The organism is Acidovorax sp. FG60 (assembly GCF_057808995.1).
The window spans coordinates 155,799-175,703 of sequence record NZ_JBMDJC010000002.1 but is presented as its reverse complement, the minus strand read 5'-3'; the positions used below and the strand labels follow the sequence as shown (position 1 = coordinate 175,703).

Here is a 19,905-nt window from a genome sequence, read left to right as displayed (position 1 = left end):
CCCCCTTGGGGGGCAGGGAGCCACGCGCAGCGGGCGGACCGTGGGGGCGTCATTTCTTCCGCAAACGCAGGATGTGGCGCACAAATTGTTCCGAAGCCAACTCCAAGGTGAGCAGATAGGCATCCACCCGGGCGCGGAAGTAGCGCCAGAAGATCAGCGCCGGGATGGCCACGATGAGGCCAAAAGCCGTGTTGTACAGCGCGATCGAGATGCCATGCGCCAGCTGGGCCGGGTTGCCGCCACCCATGGCCTGGCCCACGCCACCGCTGCCGGCCTGCGAGCCAAAGATCTCGATCATGCCGATCACCGTGCCCAGCAGGCCCAGCAAGGGAGCGGCCGAGGCGATGGTGGCCAGTGCCGACAGGTATTTTTCAAGCCGGTGCGCCACGGCGCGCCCCGCGCCTTCCATGGCGGCACGCAGGTCGGTCTCGCTGCACTGGGGGTTGCTGTTGAGGGTGCGCAGGCCGCTGGCCAGCACCTCGCCCAGGGCGGAGTTTTGCGCCAACTGGTTCACCACGTCGGGGGTGGGCACGGCCTTGGACGAGACCGTAATGGCTTCATCGAGCAATTTCGGGGGGGCGACACGGGCCGTCTTGAGGGCCACGAAACGTTCAAAAATCAGCGCCATTCCCAGTACGGAACACGCAATCAGGGGCCAGATCGGCCAGCCTGCGGCTTGTATGATGGACAGCAAATCTCTCTCCGCGCAGATGAAAGCAATCGGCGATTATGGCCCAGCTTGCAGGGCCCATCTCGTCACAAACCGTTACGTTGCTGTGCGCGCCGTCGCCCCATCTGCTCACCCACAAAATCTGTGGATAACTTTGTGGGCAACCACTGTTCCAGGCCACGCAAAGTGGCGCCACGCCGTGCTTGCAACAGATTGATGAAAAATTGCGCAATGAAAAATCTATATAAATCAATAACTTGTACGTGCTCTGGTGTTTTGCGGGCGGTTTTTAGTTATGTGGCTGTGGTAACCGCCGCTGGCCAGATTCTGTGGAGTACTTGCGCGGTGCGTGCGGCGCAAACGCCCGCCGTTTCTCATGTTTGAGCGCCCCAGCCCCGCAGCGGCGCCGCGCGTCTGGGAAGTTGGCGCGCTATGCCGCGCCATTGCTGATGCTCTGGAGGCTCGCTTCAATCCTGTCGCGGTGCGCGGCGAGATCACGGGCTTCTCGCGCGCATCCAGCGGACATTGCTACTTCTCGGTCAAAGACGCGAACGGCCAGTTGCGCTGCGCCATGTTCCGCCGCGCCGCCAGCCTGCTTGACTTTTCGCCGCGCGATGGCGAATTGGTGGAAGTGCGCGGGCGCCTTTCGGTGTACGAGGCGCGGGGCGATCTGCAGTTCATTGTGGAAAGCATGCAGCGGGCCGGGCAGGGCGCGTTGTTCGAGCAGTTCCTGCGCCTGAAGGCGCAGCTCGAAACGGAAGGCTTGTTTGACAGCGCCCGCAAGCGCCCGCTGCCTTTGCAGCCGCGTGGCATTGGCCTTGTCACGTCCACCGGGGCGGCAGCCCTGCACGACGTGGTCACGGCGCTGCGCCGTCGCGTGCCGCACATTCCGGTGGTGCTGGTGCCTGCGCAGGTGCAGGGCGCCGCAGCACCTGCTTCGCTGGTTGCGGCGCTATCAAAACTGTACATGCTTGCGCAAGCGGGACAAGCGCCAGGGGCTGATTTGACCAAAAATCCCCCCATTGACGTGATCTTGCTGGTGCGCGGGGGCGGTTCCATCGAAGATCTCTGGGCCTTCAACGACGAACAACTGGCCCGGACCATCGTGCAAAGCCCGGTGCCGCTCATCAGCGGGGTGGGGCACGAGACCGACTTCACCATCGCCGACTTCTGCGCCGACCTGCGCGCCCCCACGCCCACCGCTGCCGCCGAGCTGGTCGCCCAGCCGCGCGATGTGTGGCTGGGGGCGCTCGGGCTGCTGGCTGGGCGTATCAGCGACGGCGTGCAGCGCCAGCTCGACACCCGGCACCAGCGGCTGGACCAGGCAGCGGCGCGGCTGGGCCGCCCGTCGGGCCTGGTGGCGCGTGAGCAGATGCAACTGGCACGCCTGGCCCAGCGCATGCGCCATGGAGTGCTATTAAAATTGCAGCGGCTTGCGCAATCCCAGAAAGCGCTGGAGGCCGATTTCCCTCAAAAAATGCAACGGCGCCTGGTGCAGCAGGCCGAGCGGCTTGACCGCGCGGCCTTGCGGCTGGAGCTGCTCGACCCGCGCCTGGTGCTGCAGCGCGGCTACGCGCTGCTCACCGATACCGAGGGCCGGGCCGTGACCAGCGTGCGCCAGGCCCAGCCTGGCGATGCCCTGCGCGCCACACTGGCCGATGGCGTGGTGGACGTGACGGTGGCCCAGCCGCGACTGCTGTAACGGGGTGATGTCGCGGCGCGGTAGAAGGCGCGCCTCTGTAGGACAGCAGCGGTTTGTGGTGCTGCAGACCGGATCTGGGTGGCCTCACGCTGCACAGGTCACCTGATGTTCCTACAATGCCCCCTTCGCGCTGTGTCCGACTGCATTGCTCAGGAAAGAAAAGCGTTGCAGATGGCATCCCGGAATTTCAAACCACAAGGAAACACCACCATGGAACATACCCTTCCCCCGCTGCCCTACGCCATCGATGCCCTGGCTCCGCACTACAGCCAGGAAACCCTGGAGTACCACCATGGCAAGCACCACAACGCCTATGTGGTGAACCTGAACAACCTGCAAAAGGGCACCGAGTTCGAAGCCATGACGCTCGAAGAGATCGTCAAGAAGTCGAGCGGCGGCATCTACAACAATGCAGCGCAAATCTGGAACCACACCTTCTTCTGGAACTGCATGGCTCCCCAGGGCGGCGGTGAGCCTTCTGGTGCACTGGCTGCAGCCATCACCGCCAAGTGGGGCAGCTACGCAGCCTTCAAGGAAGCGTTTGTGAAGTCTGCCGTGGGCAACTTCGGTTCGGGCTGGACCTGGCTGGTGAAGAAGGCCGATGGCAGCGTGGACATCGTCAACACCGGCGCCGCCGGCACGCCGCTGACCACCGCCGACAAGGCGCTGCTCACCGTGGACGTCTGGGAACACGCGTACTACATCGACTACCGCAACATGCGTCCCAAGTTCGTTGAGACCTTCCTCGACAAGCTGGTGAACTGGAAGTTTGCCGAAGCCAACTTCGCCTGATGCGCGATCCGCGCCCCGCGAGTGATCTGTCCTGACGGACTGAGGTCTGCGGGCAACAAAAAACGGCCTTCGGGCCGTTTTTTGTTGGGGACTTTGAGGCGTTTTTGGCATCTGGCGCTTGCTGGATAAGCGCTGGTAGCTATATAAATGATAGTAATTTGCACTCCCGGATCCTGGGAGTGCGATGTCGGCAAGACAGCGCTCGGGCAAGTGGCAGGGCCCAGGGCCAAGGCCTATGGGGCTGTGGCATCCCGATCTGCGCAAGTCGCTGGGTGGTCCTGCGTCACTTGCGGCTGAAAAGCGCTCCACCCAGCTTGGCGCCTGCCTTGATGTTTTTCTTGGCAAACCATCCCTGGTTCATCTCCAGCACGTAGCGCACCGGTTTTGCCGAACAGTGCGAATCCAGCGTCTGGGGCTTCATGTCGGCCAGGTTCACGATGGTGCCGTCGTCATCCACAAACGCTGCCGTGAGCGGCAGCAGCGTGTTCTTCATCCAGAAGCACTGCTGCGCGGGTTGTTCAAACACAAACAGCATGCCCTCGTGCTGGGGCATCTCCTTGCGATGCATCAGGCCGGTCTGGCGCTCCTGGGGCGTGGCGGCCACCTGGGCGTCAATGCGGTGCATGCCTGCGGTCAGTTCCACACGCTGCAAATTCAGCTGGGGGCCGTCCTGGGCCTGTGCCGTGGTGAACGGCAGTCCCGCAGCAGCGGTCAACAGCGCGGCGGCCACGGTGCGCCGTGTGGCAGCGGAAAAAGGCAAGGCAAGTGCAAAAGCGGTCATGGGCAAGGCTTTCTGGACAGGGGGGCAGCGTCCGCACAAGGGGCGCCGAACCGGCGGGCAAAAGAAGGGCAAAAGAACGGAAAAAGAAAACGCCCGCAGTAGCGGGCGATTTTGAAGCAATGTGCATGACCCCGCTAAGGGTGCTGCATGCCAGCGTCAGGCTGCCTTGTGGGTGGTCTTTTTCTTGGCGACCTTCTTGGTGGTTTTCTTTTTGGCCGTTTTGGTGGCCTTGGCCTTTGCCTTGGTTTTGGCGACGGGTGCCGGGGCAGCAGCTACAGGTGCAGCGGGTGCAGCCATGGGCGCTGGGGCTGCAGGGGCGGGGGCCGGAGCGGCTGCAGGCGCCTGTGCAAAAGCACTTGCACCCAACAGACCAGCCACCAGGACAGCGAGGAGTTTTTTCATATATGCCGTTTCCAGTGAAGGGGTTGAAAGAGAGGATCTGAAACCGCGCAAACCTGCACGGCTTCGCCCGCAACGATAGCAGCGGCGCGCAGGCTGGCAGGGACTTTGCCCAAAAAATTGTCATTAGAATTGACTGGCTACCGAGCGCTTTGCCCCATCTGCTGAATCTGCTTCAGCTTCCACAGGAGACACCCCTTCCATGACCAGCTACCAGCACATCAAGGTGCCTGCCGAAGGCCAGAAAATCACGGTCAATGCCGACATGTCGCTGAATGTGCCGGACCAGCCCATCATTCCCTTCATTGAAGGCGATGGCACGGGGCTCGACATCACGCCGGTGATGATCAAGGTGGTGGACGCTGCGGTGGCCAAGGCCTATGGCGGCAAGAAGAAGATCCACTGGATGGAGGTGTATGCGGGCGAGAAATCCACCAAGGTCTACGGCCCTGATGTGTGGCTGCCCGAAGAAACCCTGCAGGTGTTGCGCGAGTACGTGGTGTCGATCAAGGGCCCGCTGACCACGCCCGTGGGTGGCGGCATCCGTTCGCTGAACGTGGCACTGCGCCAGGAACTGGATCTGTATGTCTGCCTGCGCCCCGTGCAGTATTTCAAGGGCGTGCCTTCGCCGCTGAAAGAGCCCGAAAAGACCAACATGGTGATCTTCCGCGAGAACTCGGAGGACATCTATGCCGGCATCGAGTTCGAAGCCGAGTCGGACAAGGCCAAGAAGCTCATCAAGTTCCTGCAGGACGAGATGGGTGTGAAGAAAATCCGCTTTCCCAACACTTCGGGCATCGGCGTCAAACCCGTCTCCATCGAGGGCACCGAACGCCTGGTGCGCAAGGCCATCCAGTACGCCATCGACAACGACAAGCCCAGCGTGACCATCGTCCACAAGGGCAACATCATGAAGTACACCGAAGGTGGCTTCCGCGACTGGGCGTACGCCCTGGCGCAAAAAGAGTTCGGTGCCGAGTTGATCGACGGCGGCCCGTGGTGCAAGCTCAAGAACCCCAAGACGGGCAAGGACATCACCATCAAGGACAGCATTGCCGATGCCTTCCTGCAGCAGATCCTGCTGCGCCCGGCCGAGTATTCGGTGGTGGCCACGCTCAACCTCAATGGCGATTACATCTCCGATGCGCTCGCAGCCCAGGTGGGCGGGATCGGCATTGCGCCCGGCGCCAACATGTCCGACTCGGTGGCCTGTTTTGAAGCCACCCACGGCACGGCCCCCAAATATGCAGGCAAGGACTATGTGAACCCCGGCTCCGAGATCCTGTCGGCCGAGATGATGCTGCGCCACATGGGTTGGATCGAGGCCGCCAACCTGATCATCAGTTCGCTGGAGAAGTCGATTGCCTCCAAGAAGGTGACTTACGATTTTGCCCGCCTGATGGACGGAGCCACCCAGGTGAGCTGCTCGGGTTTTGGCCAGGTCATGATCGACCACATGTAAGCCAGCGCGGCTTTTGCGCCGTTTCGCAAGCCCCTGTTCCCTTGTTGGTGCAGGGGCTTTTTGTCGTCTGGCGGCTGCAGGGCTCCGCCCAGGGCCAAACTGCCCCGATGGTCGTCGGCGCGGAACTGGCTGTGGCATTTCAGAGTTGGCAATCGGGAGGCTTCCCGCCTAAGATGGGTCCAGCCATGGGCCCGCGCGGGCGATGGCACGGGCTTGCATCCGCAGTCGCACACAAACACAACAACGGGATGCAGAGGGATGGGTCCCCACAGGGAGTTCTGCATGGCATCTGATTTTTCTGCCGCATATTGGGAGCAAAACCCCGATGCGCTGCTGGTGCTGTCGCCTGAGGGGGTGGTGCTCAACTGGAACCCGGCTGCTGAAGCGATCTTTGGCTATGCACCGGCAGAGGCTCAGGGCAGGCGCCTCATTGATCTCATCGTTCCCGAGAACCGGGCCCATGAAGAAGACGAGATCCGGGCCGAGGCCCTGCGGGGCCTGAGCAGCACCGTGCACGAGTCGGTGCGCCGCCGCAAGGATGGATCGCTGGTGCATGTCAACGTGTCCACCAAGGCCGTGCGCGACGAAGCTGGCCAGCTGCTGTACTTTCTGTCGAGCAAGAAGGATGTCACCCAGCTCAAGGTCCAGCGCGAGGCCAAGCTGCTGGAGGCGCGGTTCCGTGACCTGCTCGAATCCACACCCGACGCGATCGTGATGGTCAACGTGACAGGCCGCATCGTCCTGGTCAACTCCCAGGCCGAGCGCGTGTTTGGCTATGAAAGGACCGAATTGCTAGGGCAGGCCGTGGAGGTGTTGTTGCCACACCGCTACCGGGGCGCGCACCTGGGGCACCGCAGCGGGTTCTTTGGGGCGCCGCGCACGCGCACCATGGGTGCGGGGCTGGAGCTGCATGGCCTGCGCAAGGATGGCGGCGAGTTTCCAGTGGAGATCAGCCTGAGCCCGATCGACACCGAAGAAGGCGCGATGGTGATGAGCGCGATCCGTGACATCACCGACCGCAAGCGGGCCGACCAGAAGTTCAAGGACCTGCTCGAAGCCGCGCCGGACGCGATGGTCATCGTTGACCGCGACGGCCGCATCGTGCTCGTCAACTCGCAGGCCGTGAAACTGTTTGGCTGGAGCCGCAGCGAACTCCTGGGTCAGAAGATCGAGTTGCTGGTGCCAGAACGCTTCAGCGGTAGGCACCCTGAGCACCGACGCGGCTTTTTTGCCGAACCACGCTCCCGCTCCATGGGGGCTGGCCTTGATCTGTATGGTTTGCGCAAGGATGGTTCCGAGTTTCCAGTCGAGATCAGCCTGAGCCCGCTGGAGACGGAAGAAGGGCTGTTTGTCTCCAGCGCGATCCGCGATGTGACGGAGCGCAAGCGGATCGAGCGGGCCTTGCGCGACAAGAACCTGGAGCTTGAAAATGCCGCCTTGGTCAAAGACCGCTTCCTGGCCAGCATGTCCCACGAACTGCGAACCCCGCTGAACGCCATCATCGGTTTCACGGGCACCTTGCTCATGCAGCTGCCGGGGCCGCTCAACCCGGAGCAGGACAAGCAGTTGCGCATCGTGCAGACTGGGGCGCGGCACCTGCTTTCGCTCATCAACGACCTGCTCGATGTGGCCAAGCTCAGCGCTAACAAGGTGTCGCTCCACAAGGAGCCGCTCGACTGCCGCAGCATTGTTGCGGAGGTCGCCGCCACGCTGGAGCCCGAAGCCGTGCGCAAGGGCCTGGTGTTTAATGTGTATGCCCCCGCCCAGGCCGTGCAGTTGCACACCGACCGCCGGGCCTTCAGCCAGATTCTGATCAATCTGGTGGGCAATGCCATCAAGTTCACGCCGCAGGGGCGTGTGGATGTGGTACTGGAGGAGACTTCGTCGGCCCAAGGGCGCACCGTGCAGGTTCAGGTGCGCGACACCGGGCCTGGCATTCCGCTGCAGGAGCAGTCGCGGCTTTTCGAGGCCTTCTCCCGGGTCGAAAGCGCCGACCGGCGTCACCACGAAGGCACCGGCCTGGGCCTGCACCTGAGCCGCAAGCTTGCCGAAGCGCTGGGGGGCAGTGTGGGGCTGGAGAGCGCCGAAGGGCAGGGCAGCACGTTCATTGTGGAGTTTCAGGAGACCAGCGCATGAAAGCCACCATCCTGGTCATCGAAGACGATGATGCCAGCCGGCAACTCGTCACCTACCTGCTGGAGGCAGCGGGCCACCGTGTGCTGGCCGCCGAAAACGGCGCCCTGGGCCTGGGGCTGGCGCTGGCCGAGGGGCCCGACCTGATCCTGTGCGACCTGCAAATGCCGGTGATGAATGGCTATGAGGTGGCACAAAGCCTGCGCTCGCACCATGGGTGGCGTGTGGTGCCGCTGGTGGCTGTGACCGCTTTTTCGATGCCGGGTGACCGCGAAAAGGCCCTTGAGGTGGGTTTTGACGAGCACCTGTCCAAGCCCATCACGCCCGAAACCTTCGTGAGCCAGGTCGAGGCGTTTCTGGGTTCTGCATTCCACGCGCCGCCGGGCGCGGCCTGACGTTGGACCCCGGGTAGCATGGCCAAGATCCTTGTTGTCGATGACCTGCCGGCCAACCGTGCGCTGGTGGTCACGCTCATCGGGCACAGTGGCCACCAGGCCCTGGAGGCCGCAGACGGTGCCGAGGCCCTCGCCCTGGTGCGTGCCGAGCGTCCCGATCTGGTGATCTCCGACATCCTGATGCCGACCATGGACGGGTACGAGTTTGTGCGCCAGCTGCGCACAGACCACCAGCTCGCCGCAACCCAGGTGATCTTCTACAGCGCGCACTACCGCGAGCAAGAGGCCCGCAACCTGGCCCTGGCCTGTGGGGTGACGCAGGTGCTGGTGAAGCCCTGCGAGCCACAGGACATCACCTCGGCCATTGAGCAGGCCTTGTCGCAGGTGCCGCCGCAGCCCTTCCACCCGATGGAGCACAGTTTTCAGACCCGGCACCTGCAGCTCATGACGGACAAGCTCACGGGCAACGTCGCCGAGCTGGAAACCATGAACCGGCGCCTGGCGGCCCTGACCGACCTGAACCTGCAACTGGCCTCCGAGCGCGACCCGCAGGTGCTGCTGGCCAATGTATGCCGTGGCGCGCGCGAGCTGGTGGGGGCGCAGTATGCGGTGCTGTGCGTGGTGCGCAAGCAAAGCGATGCCTCCATCGTGTGCACCAGCGGCATCGAGTCGGCGCTGACCGGGCTGCTGGACCTGCCCGTGGTATCGCACGGCCTATTGGGTCAGTTGCGCGCTGCGCGCCGCTCTGAGCGGCTGGTCAATGAAAGCGGTGCGCCGAGCGATATCGGCCTGCCTGCAGGCTACCCGCCGCTGCACACCGGCTTGATTGCGCCCATCACTTCGCTCTCGTTCTCCTATGGCTGGATCTGCCTGGCCAACAAGCAGGGGGAAGATGCGTTCACGGCCGACGATGAAAAAGTCCTGGCCGTCCTGGGCGCGCAGGTGGGTCGTATCTACGAAAACGGCAGCCTTTATATCGAGATCCAGAAGCATGCCGAGCAACTGCAGGTGGAAGTGTTCGAACGCCAGCGGGCCATGGACGCGCTGCGCGCCAGCAAAGCCAGCCTGCGAAGGGCGCAGGCACTGGCAAAAATCACCCATGTGATCAGCGGTGCTGATGGTGCTTTCGAGAGCTGGCTGGACACGCTGCCCGATATGCTGGGGCTGGGGGCCGATGCCATGCCCAAGTCCGCGCGCGAGTGGCTGGCGCTGGTACACCCGCAAGACCGCGACATGTTCCGCCAGCATGCGCTGCAGGCCGCACAGCAAGGCGCCCGCCTGGATTTCACCTACCGCCTGTTGCGCGCAGATGGCGAACTGCTGCATTTGCGCCAGGTGATGGAGCCCTTGGAGGATGAGGCTGGCCGGGGCGAGCAGGGCCGCTGGTTCAACACCATCCAGGATGTCACCCGGGAGAAACGCGCCGAGGAAGAGCTGCACGAAAGCGACCGCCGTTTCAATGACATGCTCGACAAGGTCGAGATGATCTCGCTGATGCTCGACTGCGAAGGGCGCATCACCTATTGCAACGACTACCTGCTGCGCCTGACAGGCTGGGAGCGTGAAGAGATCGCTGGCCGCAACTGGTTTGACATGTTTGTGCCCCCTGAGATGGGCAATGTGCGCAGCGTGTTTGCCGATGTGCTGGCGGACCGGCCTTCGGCCTGGCACTACGACAACGAGATCCTCACCCGCTCGGGCGAGCGGCGCCTGGTGCACTGGAACAACACCGTACTGCGCTCTGTGGGCGGACAGGTGACGGGCGTGGCTGCGCTCGGTGAAGACATTACCGAGCGCCGTGAGGCCGAGCGCAAGATCAAGCGCCTGAACCGCGTGTACGCGATGCTCAGCGGCATCAACACGCTGATCGTGCGGGTGCGCGACCGCGAGGAACTGTTCCGCGAGGCGTGCCGCATTGCGGTGGAGCACGGCCATTTCCGCATCGCCTGGATCGGCCGCGTGGACCGCGCGGCGCAGCAGGTGGTGCCGGTGGGGCTGTCGGGCGTAGAGGCCGATTTTGTGCACAACATCCGCGACCGACTGGGTTTGTTTGACGTTCCCACACCGGGTGAAAGCCTTGCCGCCGCAGTGGTGCGCACTCGCAAGGCCGTGCTGTGCGACGACATCAGCGGCGACCCGCGCGTGATGCTGCGCGATCAACTGCGCCAGCGGGGTGTGGCCAGCATTGCGGTACTGCCCATCCTGGTGGGTCAGGAGGTCGCCGCCACACTGGCCCTGCTGGCAGACGAGGTGGGCTTCTTCGACGAGGCCGAGATGAAGCTGCTGACAGAGCTGTCCGGCGACATCGGTTTTGCCCTGGACCACCTCGACAAGGAAGACCGGCTGAGCTACCTGGCCTATTACGACGAAATCACCGGGCTGCCCAACCGCACCCTTTTTCTGGAGCGCACCGGCCAGCACCTGCGCCCGCGTGAGGGCACACGGCCTCTGATGGGTATTGCGCTGATGGACATCAGCCGCTTTCGCTTTGTCAATGACACGCTGGGGCGGCAGATGGGCGACGAACTCCTCAAGCAGGTCGCGCAGCGGTTGCAGCACGCCAGCCGCGATGTGTACGACGTGGCACGCATTGGCATCAACAGCTTCGGCATCGCCGTGACCGACGCACGCGATGCGGGCGCGGTGGCCATGGCGGTGGATTACCTCCTGCGCGCCTGTTTTGATACACCTTTTGCGCTGGGCGGCACCGAGCTGCGCATGGCCGCCAAGGCTGGCGTGGCCTTGTACCCCATGGATGGCGCTGATGCCGAAACGCTGCTGCGCAATGCGGAGGCCGCCGTCAACAAGGCCAAGGCATCGGCAGACAGCCTGCTGTTCTACATGTCGGAGATGAATACCCGCGTGGCCGAGGCCCTGGGCATGGAAGGCCGCCTGCGCGATGCCCTGGAGCGCGGGCAGTTTGTTCTGCACTACCAGCCCAAGCGGTGCCTGTCCACTGGCGCCCTGGCAGGCGCAGAGGCCCTGATCCGCTGGAACGACCCTGAGCGTGGCTTGGTGCCGCCGGGGCTTTTCATCCCCATCCTGGAGGAAACCGGCCTAATCTACGACGTGGGGCGCTGGGCGCTTGGGCAAGCACTGGCAGACAACCAGCGCTGGCGGCAGGCCGGCCATGCGCCGTTGCGGGTGGCGGTCAACGTGTCGTTTCTGCAGCTGCGCCACCGCAGCTTCGTGGCCGAGGTGCGCGAGGCGCTGGCCTTTGACCCGGCCGCAGGGGCCGGGCTGGAGCTGGAGATCACCGAGAGCATGGTCATGGAGGATGTGGAGCACAGCCGTAGCAGCCTGCACGCCCTGCGCGAGATGGGCATCACGATTGCCATTGATGACTTCGGCACCGGGTTCTCATCACTGAGCTACCTGGCCACGCTGCCCGCTGACACCCTCAAGATCGACCGCTCTTTCATCATGGGGATGGACACCGGACCGCAAGGGCAGGCGCTGGTCTCCGCCATCATCAACATGGGGCACTCGCTGGGGCTCAAGGTGGTTGCCGAAGGCGTAGAAACGGACGAACAATGCGGCCGGCTCGCGCTGCTGGGCTGTGACGAAATCCAGGGCTACCTGCTCAGCAGGCCGGTGGCCGCCGAGGTGTTTGAAGCCCGCTTCCTAGCTTCCTAGTCCACTGAGTCCGAGAAATTGGCGGTGCGCCGGGGCAGCGGCGGGTGATGCACTGGTGAGGCGCTACGCCCAATGCAAAGCAATCGCAGCGGAGGATTTGCTATTGTATTGATAGCTGTTAGCGCTTGATAGATAAGCGCTAGAGCCAATTTTCATTGAAATTTCAAGCGGCGGCCGCTGCCGCCAGCTGCGCAAAACGCGCCAGCAGGCTGGCCGATTCTGGCGTGGCCTGCACACCTTGCTCCAGCGCTGCCACATCCATGCCTGCACGCTGCAGCGCAGGCGCAAAACACGCCACGTAGTCGCGCATCACCGAATCGCTGAACTCGGGGTGAAACTGCACGCCCCAGGCACAGGGGCCGACGCGGAACGCGTGGTGCGGCTCGTGGGCGTTGGCGGCCAGCGCCACGGCACCAGGGGGCAGGCGCCGCACCGTTTGCTCGTGCACCACCTGGGCGCCAAAGCGGGGTGGCAGGTGGCCCAGCAGGGCGTCGCCCTCGGCACCGGCCAGGCGCTGCACGGCCACGGTGCCTATCTCCAGCCCGGCGGGGTGGCGCGCCACCTCGCCGCCCAGCGCGTGGGCCAGCAGCTGATGGCCGTAGCAGATGCCCAGCACGGGCACCCGGGCCGCCACCACGCTGGCCAGCCATGCGGCGGTGCGCTCGCTCCAGGGTTCGCGGTCGGTCACCATGGCGGGGGAGCCGGTCACCACCACGCCCGCTATCTGGCCGGGCTGTGGCCATGCGGTGGCGGTGCGGGCGTCCAGTGTCTGCAGCGCCAGCTGCGTGCTGGCGGGGGCTTGGTTCAGGCCGCCCGCAATCCAGTCTTCAAAGTCGCCATGCCGGGCCCGTTGGGCGGGCAGGGTGTCGCCGGTCTTGATGATCCAGAGGGCGCGGGAGGGTGTCGCTGTCATGCGGCGAGCATAGCGGCGGTGGGCTCCTTGCCCGCGCTCGCGAAGTCCAGCGTGCGGGTGCCCACGGCGGCGGCCAGGTGGGGGTCGTGGGTCACCAGCATCAGCGCGGCACCGGTGTCCTGCACCGCCTGCAGCAGCACCTGGATGGCCTCCTGCTGCGTGATGGGGTCCAGGCGCGAGGTGGGCTCGTCGGCAAACAGCAGCGCTGGTTGCGCCACCAGCACCCGCGCCAGCGCAATGCGCTGCAGCTCGCCGCCCGACACTTGGTCGGGCCTGCGCGCCAGCAGGTCCTCGGGCACGCGCAGCTGCGCCAGGCGCTGCTGCACCGCCTTCCAGTCGCAGCGGTGCAGCCGCGCAGCGTCGCGCAGCGACTGGGCAAGGCTGACGTGCGGCGCAAACGAGCCCACCGGGTCCTGGTACAGCTTTTGGAACGCATGCGGGCGCAGCCGGGCGCTGCGCTCCACGCGGCCCGTGTCGGGTGCCACCAGGCCCAGCAGCACATTGCCCAGCGTGCTTTTGCCAGTGCCGCTGGGGCCCTGCACGGCGATGCGTTCGCCGCCGCGCAGTTCCAGGTCCAGCGGCGCAAACAGCTTCTGCGCACCATAGGCTTTGGATATGCCATGCGCCTGTACGACGGGCTCACCCAGCGTGGGCTCGGCAAACGGCAGCCAGCGGGCCGGGTCGGCCAGCAGCAACTGGCGGGTAAAGGCGTGCTGCGGCGCGGCGGCCACGGTGTGGATGTCGCCTTGCTCCACCGCCTGCCCGTGGCGCAGCACGATCACCTGGCCGCCCAGCGCCTGCGCCACCTGCATGTCGTGGGTGATGGTGAGCAGGCAGCCGCCTGCCTTTAGCACGCCCTGGAACAACTCCACCATGCGGCCGCGCCAATGCGCGTCCAAGCCCTTGGTGGGCTCGTCCACCATCAGCACCGGGGCGCCACCGGCCAGGGTGATGGCGGCCACGGCGCGCTGGGCCATGCCGCCCGACAGTTGCCAGGGGTAGTGGTTGCCTGCGCCGCCCAGGCCCGCAGCGCCCAGCACCTGTTCGGCCTTGGCGCTGGCGGCGCTGGGGGGCTGCTGGTGCAGCAGGCGGTACACCTCGGCCAGCTGCGGTGCCACGCGGGCCAGCGGGTTGAGTGCCAGCGAGGGCTCCTGCGGCAGCAGCGCCAGCTTGCGGCCCCACAGGACGCGGCGTGCGGCGGCGTCCTGGGCGCGGGTGGTGATGCCATCCAGCGTGATCTGGCCTGTGGCCTGCAGTGCAGGCGGCAGGTTGCCCATGATGGCCTGGGCCAGCAGCGACTTGCCTGCGCCGCTTTCACCCACCAGGGTCAGCGCCTCGCCCGGCCGCAGGCTGAAGCCGATGTCGCGCAGCAGCCGCTTGCCGCCCACCTGGATGCCCAGGCCTTCTACGACCAGCAGGGCGTCGGATTTCAAAGGCGTGGTCATGCGGTCTCCCGGTCGGGGTTGAGCAGCATCATCGCGGCCACCAGCCACACCAGCAGCGCGGTGGGGGCGGCAATGAGCCACGGGGCTTCTTCGTAGTAGGGCATGGCCTCGGTCATCATCAGGCCCAGCTCGGGCGTGGGCGGCTGCATGCCCACACCCACAAAACCCAGTGCGGCCAGCGCCAGCACGGCCTGCGAGGTGGTGAAGGCCAGCAGCGTGCCCAGCGTGGGTGCCAGCGCGGGCAGCAGGTGGCGGCGCAGCACATAGCCGCGCCCAAACCCCAGCAGGCGCGATGCCTGCACCGCGTCGCCCGCCAGCACGGGCCGGGCCACCGCACGGCTCACGCGAAAGTACTCCACCCACAGCGCAGCCGACAGGCCCGCATACAGCGCCCACAGCGCGCCGGGCGCCAGAGCGGCCACCAGCAACACCAGCAGCAGGCCGGGGATGGCGAGCACCGAGTCCGACAGCATGAGCAGCGCCCGCTCGGTGCGCCCTCCACGCCACGCGGCGGCAATGCCCAGCAAGGTGCCGGGCACGGCGGCGCTCACTGCCGCCAGCAGCGCCATGCCCAGCGACAGCTGCGCCGCATGCGCCAGCCGTGCCAGGGCCGAGCGGCCCAGCACATCGGTGCCCAGCCAGTGCTGGGCGCTGGGGGGCGCCAGGGTGTTGCGCAGGTCTTGCACCACCGGGCTGGCGCCCACCAGCCAGGGGCCGAGCAGGGCAAACAGCGCCAGCAGGCCGAGCTTGGCTAGGCCCAATGTGGTGCGCAGCGGCCAGCGGGGCTGGGCTACTACGGCGCCTGTGGGCGATGAAAGGGTGGAAGGCACGGCACTCATGCAGCCACCTTCTGGGTATGTCGGGGGTCCAGCGCGAGGCACGCCGCATCCACCAGCAGGTTGAACACCACAAACAGCACGCCCATGCACAGGGCCGTGCCTTGCACCACGGGGATGTCGCGCCCAAACACGGCATGCACCAGCGCATGGCCAATGCCGGGCCAGGCAAACAGCGTCTCCACCACCAGTGCGCCCTCCACCAGAAACAGCGCCTGCACGCCCAGGTAGGCCGTTACCGGCACAGCCGCATTGCGCAGGCCGTGGCGCACCAGCGCCTGCCAGTCGCTCAGGCCCTTGGTGCGCGCAAATTCAAAGAAGGGCGACACCACCACCTCCAGCATCACAGCGCGGGTCACACGCGCCAGCCCGGCAGCCAGGCCCAGCCCCAGTGTGAGCGCGGGCAGCACCAGGCTGGCCTGGCTCTCGTCACCGCCCGCAGGCAAAAAGCCCCACTGCACCGCCACCAGCAAGATCAGCAGCACCGACAGCAAAAACGGCGGCAGCGCGCGCAGCACCACGGCCATCAGCCAGCTGGCCTTGTCCACCCAGCCCTGGGGCCGCAGCCCGGCCCACACGCCCAGGGGCACGCCCACGGCAAAGGCAATGGCCAGCGCGGCGGCCGACAGGCGCAGTGTGGCGCCCAGGTGGTGCGTGACCTCGTGCCACACCGAACGCTGCGACACCAGCGACTGGCCCAGGTTGAAGATGGCCATATCGCGCCACCAGTGCAGCAGCGCCAGCCAGTCAGGGCGGTCCAGCCCCAGCTCCGCGCGCACGGCGTCGGCGGCGGCGTTGCTCACCAGGTCGTAGCCATAGCGGCCTGCCGCCACGCGCATGGCCAGGTCGCCCGGCAGGGCGCGCACCATCAAAAAGCACAGCGTGCCGATCAGCAGCGACACGGCCAGCACCTGCACCAGCCTGCGGCCGAGCAGGGCGGCCCAGGGTTTTGACATCAAGGGGTTCATGGGTTGTTCCACTCCATGCCGGTCAGGCGGTAAGAACGCTCCAGCGGGTCCAGCGTGACGCCCGCCAGCCGAGGGGCCACGGCCACATGCTGGCGGTACCACGCCACGGGGATCACGGGCAGCTCGGTCTGCAGGGTGCGCGTGATGGTGTGCCGCAGCGCGCGGGTGCGCTCGGGCGGCGTCTGGGTGCGCGTGAGCTCTTGCAGGGCCTGCACCACGGTGTCGCTGTGCCAGCCCATGGCGCCCCAGTCGCCGCCCTGCGCCGCAAAGTCGCCCGCTAGCGTGCCTGTGGGGTCGGGCACGTTGGCGTAGTTGCGCGCAGCCAGCGCCAGTTGCAGGCTGCCGTCGCGGTGGCCCCGCGGCACGTCGCCCGAGTTGCCGATGCTCACCTTCACCGCCATGCCCGCCAGCCGCCATTGCTCCTGCAAGGCGGTGGCAATCAGCGGCAGCTCGGGCCTGTCCACAAAGGTGCGGATCACCAGGTGCAGCGGCTGGCCCTCGGCATCGCGCAGGCCATCGCTGTGGCGCTGCCAGCCTGCGGCGCGCAGCAGGCGTGCGGCAGCTTCGGGGTCGTGCTGCAGCGGGGGCAGGTGCGGGTTGTGCCACGCGCCCAGCGTGGGGGGCAGCAGCTGCGTGGCGGCCAGCGCCTCGTCGCCCATCAGCGCCAGGGCAATGCCCGCGCGGTCGATGGCCAGACTCAGCGCCTGCCGCACGCGCACATCGCGCAGCGCGGGCAGGCCCGCATTGAGCTTGACGATGACGGTGCGCGGCAACGTGACCGATGCAATGCGCACGGCAGTGCGGCGCGCCAGAGCAGGGTTTTGGGCATGGCGCTGCAGCCGCCGCAGGCTGGCCGGGTCCAGCCCATAGGCCAGATCGGCCTGGCCGCTCTCGGCCATCAGCGCGCGGGTTTCGGCACGGCTGGCGGCCAGGTAGCGCACGGCGGCAATGGCGGGGCGCGGGCCGTCGTAGGCGTCAAACACCACGGTCTCGACCTGCTGCGGCGGCACCAGCACCGCAATGCGGTAGGGGCCGCTGCCAATGATGCTGCGCACCTTGCCGTCGGCGCCATAGCTGGCCGGGGCCAGCACCATGGTGCTGGCATGCGCCAGCAGCGCGGGCAGGGCGGTGTGGGGGCGCTGCAGGCGGATCATCACCGTGCCCTCGTCGGGCGCGGTGATGGATTCGATGGGCGCCTGGCTCAGCAGCGCGGGCGCCACCTGCGCGGCCTGCAGGCTGCGCACCACGGCGGCAGCCGTCACAGGTGTGCCGTCATGAAAACGCGCCCCGGGCCGCAGCTCAAAGTGCCACACCAGCCCATCCGCCGATCGGCGCCAGAGCCGCGCCAGCGCGGGCCGTGGCTGGCCATCGTCTGCAGCGTCCAGCAGGGTTTCGGTGACCTGCAGGCGTGTGAACACATAGCCGCTGCTGGCGGGCGCCAGGCCGCTGATCTCCCACGGGCCGACGATTTGCAGCGGTGCGGGGGCGGACGCGGGTGGTGAGCCTTGTGCCCAGGCAGCGGGCAGGGCGCCTGCCGCCAGCGCGGCCATGGGGGCCTGCAAGGCGCGGCGTCGCGTCAAGGGTTTTGGGACGGTTGAAAGTCTTGTCATGCAGGTCACCGGCACCACTCAGAACTTGGCCTGCAGGCCAAGGGTGACCGTCCGCGCGGCCCCCGGCGCCACCCACACGCGGCTGTACGAGCTGGTGTAGTGCACCTTGTCAAACAGGTTGTCCACGTCCAGCGACAGGTTCAGCGTGGGGCTCAGGCGCCAGTACGCCATCAGCTTGGCCGTGGTGTAGCTTGGCAGCTCAAACGCGGCGGTGCCCGCATTGGCCTCGGCCTGCGTGCGGGCCTGGCCCAGGCGTTTGCCCACGTGCGTCACGCCGCCGCCCACGCCATAGCGCTGGCCGTTGGCGAGCTGGTTTTCGTACACCGCCAGCACGCTGCCGTTCACGCGCGGCACGTTCAGCAGGCGGCCACCCACCTCCAGCGTGTTGTCGCGGGTCACTTCCACGTCGTTGAACACCAGGCTGGCGTTCACGCGCCAGTGGGTGCTCACGCGGCCCGACAGGTCCAGCTCCAGGCCCCGGCTGCGCACCTCGCCAGCGGCGGCCGAAAATCCCGCGTTCAGCGGGTCGCTGGTCAGCACATTGCGCTTGGTGATGTCGAACAGCGCAGCCGTGGCGCCCAGGCGCTGGTCGGCGCTCTCCCACTTGGCGCCCAGCTCCAGCGCGCGGGATTTTTCGGGGTCAAAGCCATTGCCCGCCACATTGCTGCCCGTATTCGGGCGGAACGAGCTGCCCGCGTTGGCATACACCGTCCACCCCGGCGTGGGCAGCCAGCTCACGCCCAGACGCGGCGACACGGCCGAAGGGCTTTGCGCCGTGGTGCGGTTGGTGATGCGGTTTTGCAGGCTCTGGTCGTAGTTGTCGGCCCGCAGCCCGGCCATCACGCGCCACTGCTCACCCAGCTTCAGGGTGTCTTGCACATACAGCGCGGTGTTGCGCTGCTTCTCCAGCGTGTCGGTGTTGCGCCCCGGCGTGGGCTGGGCCTGGCCGTAGACGGGGTTGAAGATATCGATGGCATACGGCGCGGCAGCGCTGGGGTTCACGCGCAGCATCACCGAATCCATGCTGAAGCGGTAGCTCTCCACGCCCACCAGCAGCTCATGCTCCAGCCCGCCCGTGCGCAGGTTGCCCTGCAGCTCGGCCTGCACGGCCACATCGTCCGACTGAAAGTCGCGATACCGCCGCTGGCGCGTCAGCGTGCGGCCATTGGCCTGCAGGGCGGTGGCCTCGGTCGAGAAGCCCTCCATCCCCGTCTCGCGGTACGACAGCCCCACGCGGCTGCGCCAGTCGGGATTCCACTCGTGCGACAGCACCAGCTGGTGCGTCTGGTTGGTCACCGTCACGTCGCCATCGGCAGGCTCGCCCAAAAAGCGGCTGGCGGGCACCGCGCCGAGGCGGTTGTTGACCGCCACCACGCCCCGGTCCAGCGGCGTGGCGTGGCGCAGAAATTCAGCCGTGTACTCCAGCACCGTGTCGGGCGAGAGCTTCCAGGTGAAGGCCGGGGCCACCACCTGCCGCTGCGCGCGCACATGGTCGCGAAAGCTGCCCTTGTCTTCCACCGCCACGTTCAAGCGGTAGGCCAGCCGGTCGCTGATGGGGCCCGTGGTGTCCAGCGCCGCCCGGCCCAGGCCGTAGCTGCCCGCATAGGCCTCCACCGAATGGGCGGCCTTCCACAGCGGTTTCTTGCTCACGATGTTGAGCGTGCCGCCGGGCTCGCTGCTGCCATACAGCGCGGCCGCCGGGCCTTTGAGGAACTCCACCCGCTCAACGCCCGCCAAGTCGCGCGGCGCATTAAAGCCCCGGTTGGACGAAAAGCCGTTGAGCAGCGTCGCCATGCCCGTGTTCTCGTTGCCCGGCAGGCCCCGGATGGCGATGTTGTCCCATAGCCCGCCAAAGTTGTTCTGGCGCGAGACCCCGCCCACATAGTCCAGCACATCATCCAGCCGCGTGGCACCCAGGTCGTCCAGCGCCTGGCGCGACATCACGCGCACGGACTGCGGCAGCTCGCGCAGCGGAAGGCTGGTCTTGGCGCCCTCGGCCTCGTCGGCGTAATAGGTGCCCGAGGCACTGCGGCCCACCACGTCCACGGCAGACAGGGTGGGGGCGGTGACCACATCGCCGTCTGCGGCCCAGGCGGGGTGGAGGGAGGCCAGCAGCGCGGCGGCCGCCATGGCCGTCAATGTGGGGCGCGGCAGGGGCGCAGG

At 66.4% G+C, this 19,905-nt stretch carries 15 protein-coding genes; 6 read left to right on the top strand and 9 right to left on the bottom strand.

The annotated features are described in order from the left end of the window. Positions 1–49 precede the first annotated feature (49 nt). The gene (locus ACODS0_RS03595; RefSeq protein ID WP_055396044.1) at positions 50–694 is read right to left on the bottom strand and encodes a MotA/TolQ/ExbB proton channel family protein; all 645 of its coding nucleotides are present in this window, start codon (positions 692–694) and stop codon (positions 50–52) included. 352 nt (positions 695–1,046) lie between these two features. On the opposite strand from ACODS0_RS03595, the gene xseA reads away from it, so the two are divergent. Both xseA and ACODS0_RS03585 read left to right on the top strand, forming a co-directional pair. Beyond that, complete coding sequence (xseA, locus tag ACODS0_RS03590) at positions 1,047–2,372, top strand: exodeoxyribonuclease VII large subunit (protein ID WP_487260364.1); 1,326 nt, start codon at positions 1,047–1,049, stop codon at positions 2,370–2,372. Between the two features lie 210 nt (positions 2,373–2,582). Continuing rightward, positions 2,583–3,164: a superoxide dismutase gene (locus tag ACODS0_RS03585; RefSeq protein ID WP_121506237.1), complete on the top strand. Its 582-nt coding sequence runs from the start codon at positions 2,583–2,585 to the stop codon at positions 3,162–3,164. Positions 3,165–3,447: 283 nt separating this feature from the next. On the opposite strand, the gene ACODS0_RS03580 is transcribed toward ACODS0_RS03585, so the two are convergent. After that, positions 3,448–3,945, bottom strand: a complete 498-nt coding sequence (locus ACODS0_RS03580) for a DUF192 domain-containing protein (RefSeq protein WP_055396050.1) — start codon at positions 3,943–3,945, stop codon at positions 3,448–3,450. Positions 3,946–4,101: 156 nt separating this feature from the next. Then, positions 4,102–4,347: a hypothetical protein gene (locus tag ACODS0_RS03575; protein WP_055396052.1), complete on the bottom strand. Its 246-nt coding sequence runs from the start codon at positions 4,345–4,347 to the stop codon at positions 4,102–4,104. A 199-nt stretch (positions 4,348–4,546) separates the two neighbouring features. Between ACODS0_RS03575 and icd the strand changes: the two genes are divergently transcribed. The 4 genes from icd (at position 4,547) to ACODS0_RS03555 (ending at position 11,970) form a co-directional block, all read left to right on the top strand. Then, entirely contained in the window at positions 4,547–5,806 is a 1,260-nt protein-coding gene (gene icd, locus ACODS0_RS03570; RefSeq protein ID WP_055396054.1) for an NADP-dependent isocitrate dehydrogenase, read from the top strand. A 282-nt stretch (positions 5,807–6,088) separates the two neighbouring features. Beyond that, positions 6,089–7,942 (top strand): PAS domain S-box protein, encoded by a 1,854-nt coding sequence (locus ACODS0_RS03565; protein ID WP_218299801.1) that lies wholly within the window; start codon positions 6,089–6,091, stop codon positions 7,940–7,942. After that, positions 7,939–8,334, top strand: coding sequence for a response regulator (locus ACODS0_RS03560; RefSeq protein ID WP_279091418.1), 396 nt, complete (start codon positions 7,939–7,941; stop codon positions 8,332–8,334). Before ACODS0_RS03565 ends, ACODS0_RS03560 begins: the two co-directional genes overlap by 4 nt. 18 nt (positions 8,335–8,352) lie before the next feature. Next, positions 8,353–11,970 carry an EAL domain-containing protein gene (locus tag ACODS0_RS03555; protein WP_488832874.1) on the top strand — a complete coding sequence of 1,206 codons (3,618 nt, stop codon included), beginning with the start codon at positions 8,353–8,355 and terminating at the stop codon, positions 11,968–11,970. 163 nt (positions 11,971–12,133) lie between these two features. Here the strand turns inward: ACODS0_RS03555 and ACODS0_RS03550 are convergent, their stop codons facing one another. The 6 genes from ACODS0_RS03550 to ACODS0_RS03525 are packed head-to-tail and all read right to left on the bottom strand — an operon-like array spanning position 12,134 to position 19,872. Next, a complete protein-coding gene (locus tag ACODS0_RS03550) occupies positions 12,134–12,883 on the bottom strand; it encodes a glutamine amidotransferase (protein ID WP_488832872.1) in 750 nt (249 codons plus the stop codon). After that, positions 12,880–14,328 (bottom strand): ABC transporter ATP-binding protein, encoded by a 1,449-nt coding sequence (locus ACODS0_RS03545; RefSeq protein WP_488832871.1) that lies wholly within the window; start codon positions 14,326–14,328, stop codon positions 12,880–12,882. The genes ACODS0_RS03550 and ACODS0_RS03545 overlap by 4 nt, the downstream gene beginning before the upstream one ends. After that, a complete protein-coding gene (locus ACODS0_RS03540) occupies positions 14,325–15,167 on the bottom strand; it encodes an ABC transporter permease (RefSeq protein WP_488832870.1) in 843 nt (280 codons plus the stop codon). Before ACODS0_RS03540 ends, ACODS0_RS03545 begins: the two co-directional genes overlap by 4 nt. Then, entirely contained in the window at positions 15,164–16,132 is a 969-nt protein-coding gene (locus tag ACODS0_RS03535) for an ABC transporter permease (protein ID WP_488832868.1), read from the bottom strand. Before ACODS0_RS03535 ends, ACODS0_RS03540 begins: the two co-directional genes overlap by 4 nt. Next, complete coding sequence (locus ACODS0_RS03530) at positions 16,129–17,742, bottom strand: ABC transporter substrate-binding protein (protein ID WP_488832866.1); 1,614 nt, start codon at positions 17,740–17,742, stop codon at positions 16,129–16,131. Before ACODS0_RS03530 ends, ACODS0_RS03535 begins: the two co-directional genes overlap by 4 nt. Before the next feature lie 18 nt (positions 17,743–17,760). Continuing rightward, the gene (locus ACODS0_RS03525; RefSeq protein ID WP_488833256.1) at positions 17,761–19,872 is read right to left on the bottom strand and encodes a TonB-dependent siderophore receptor; all 2,112 of its coding nucleotides are present in this window, start codon (positions 19,870–19,872) and stop codon (positions 17,761–17,763) included. Positions 19,873–19,905: the final 33 nt, after the last annotated feature.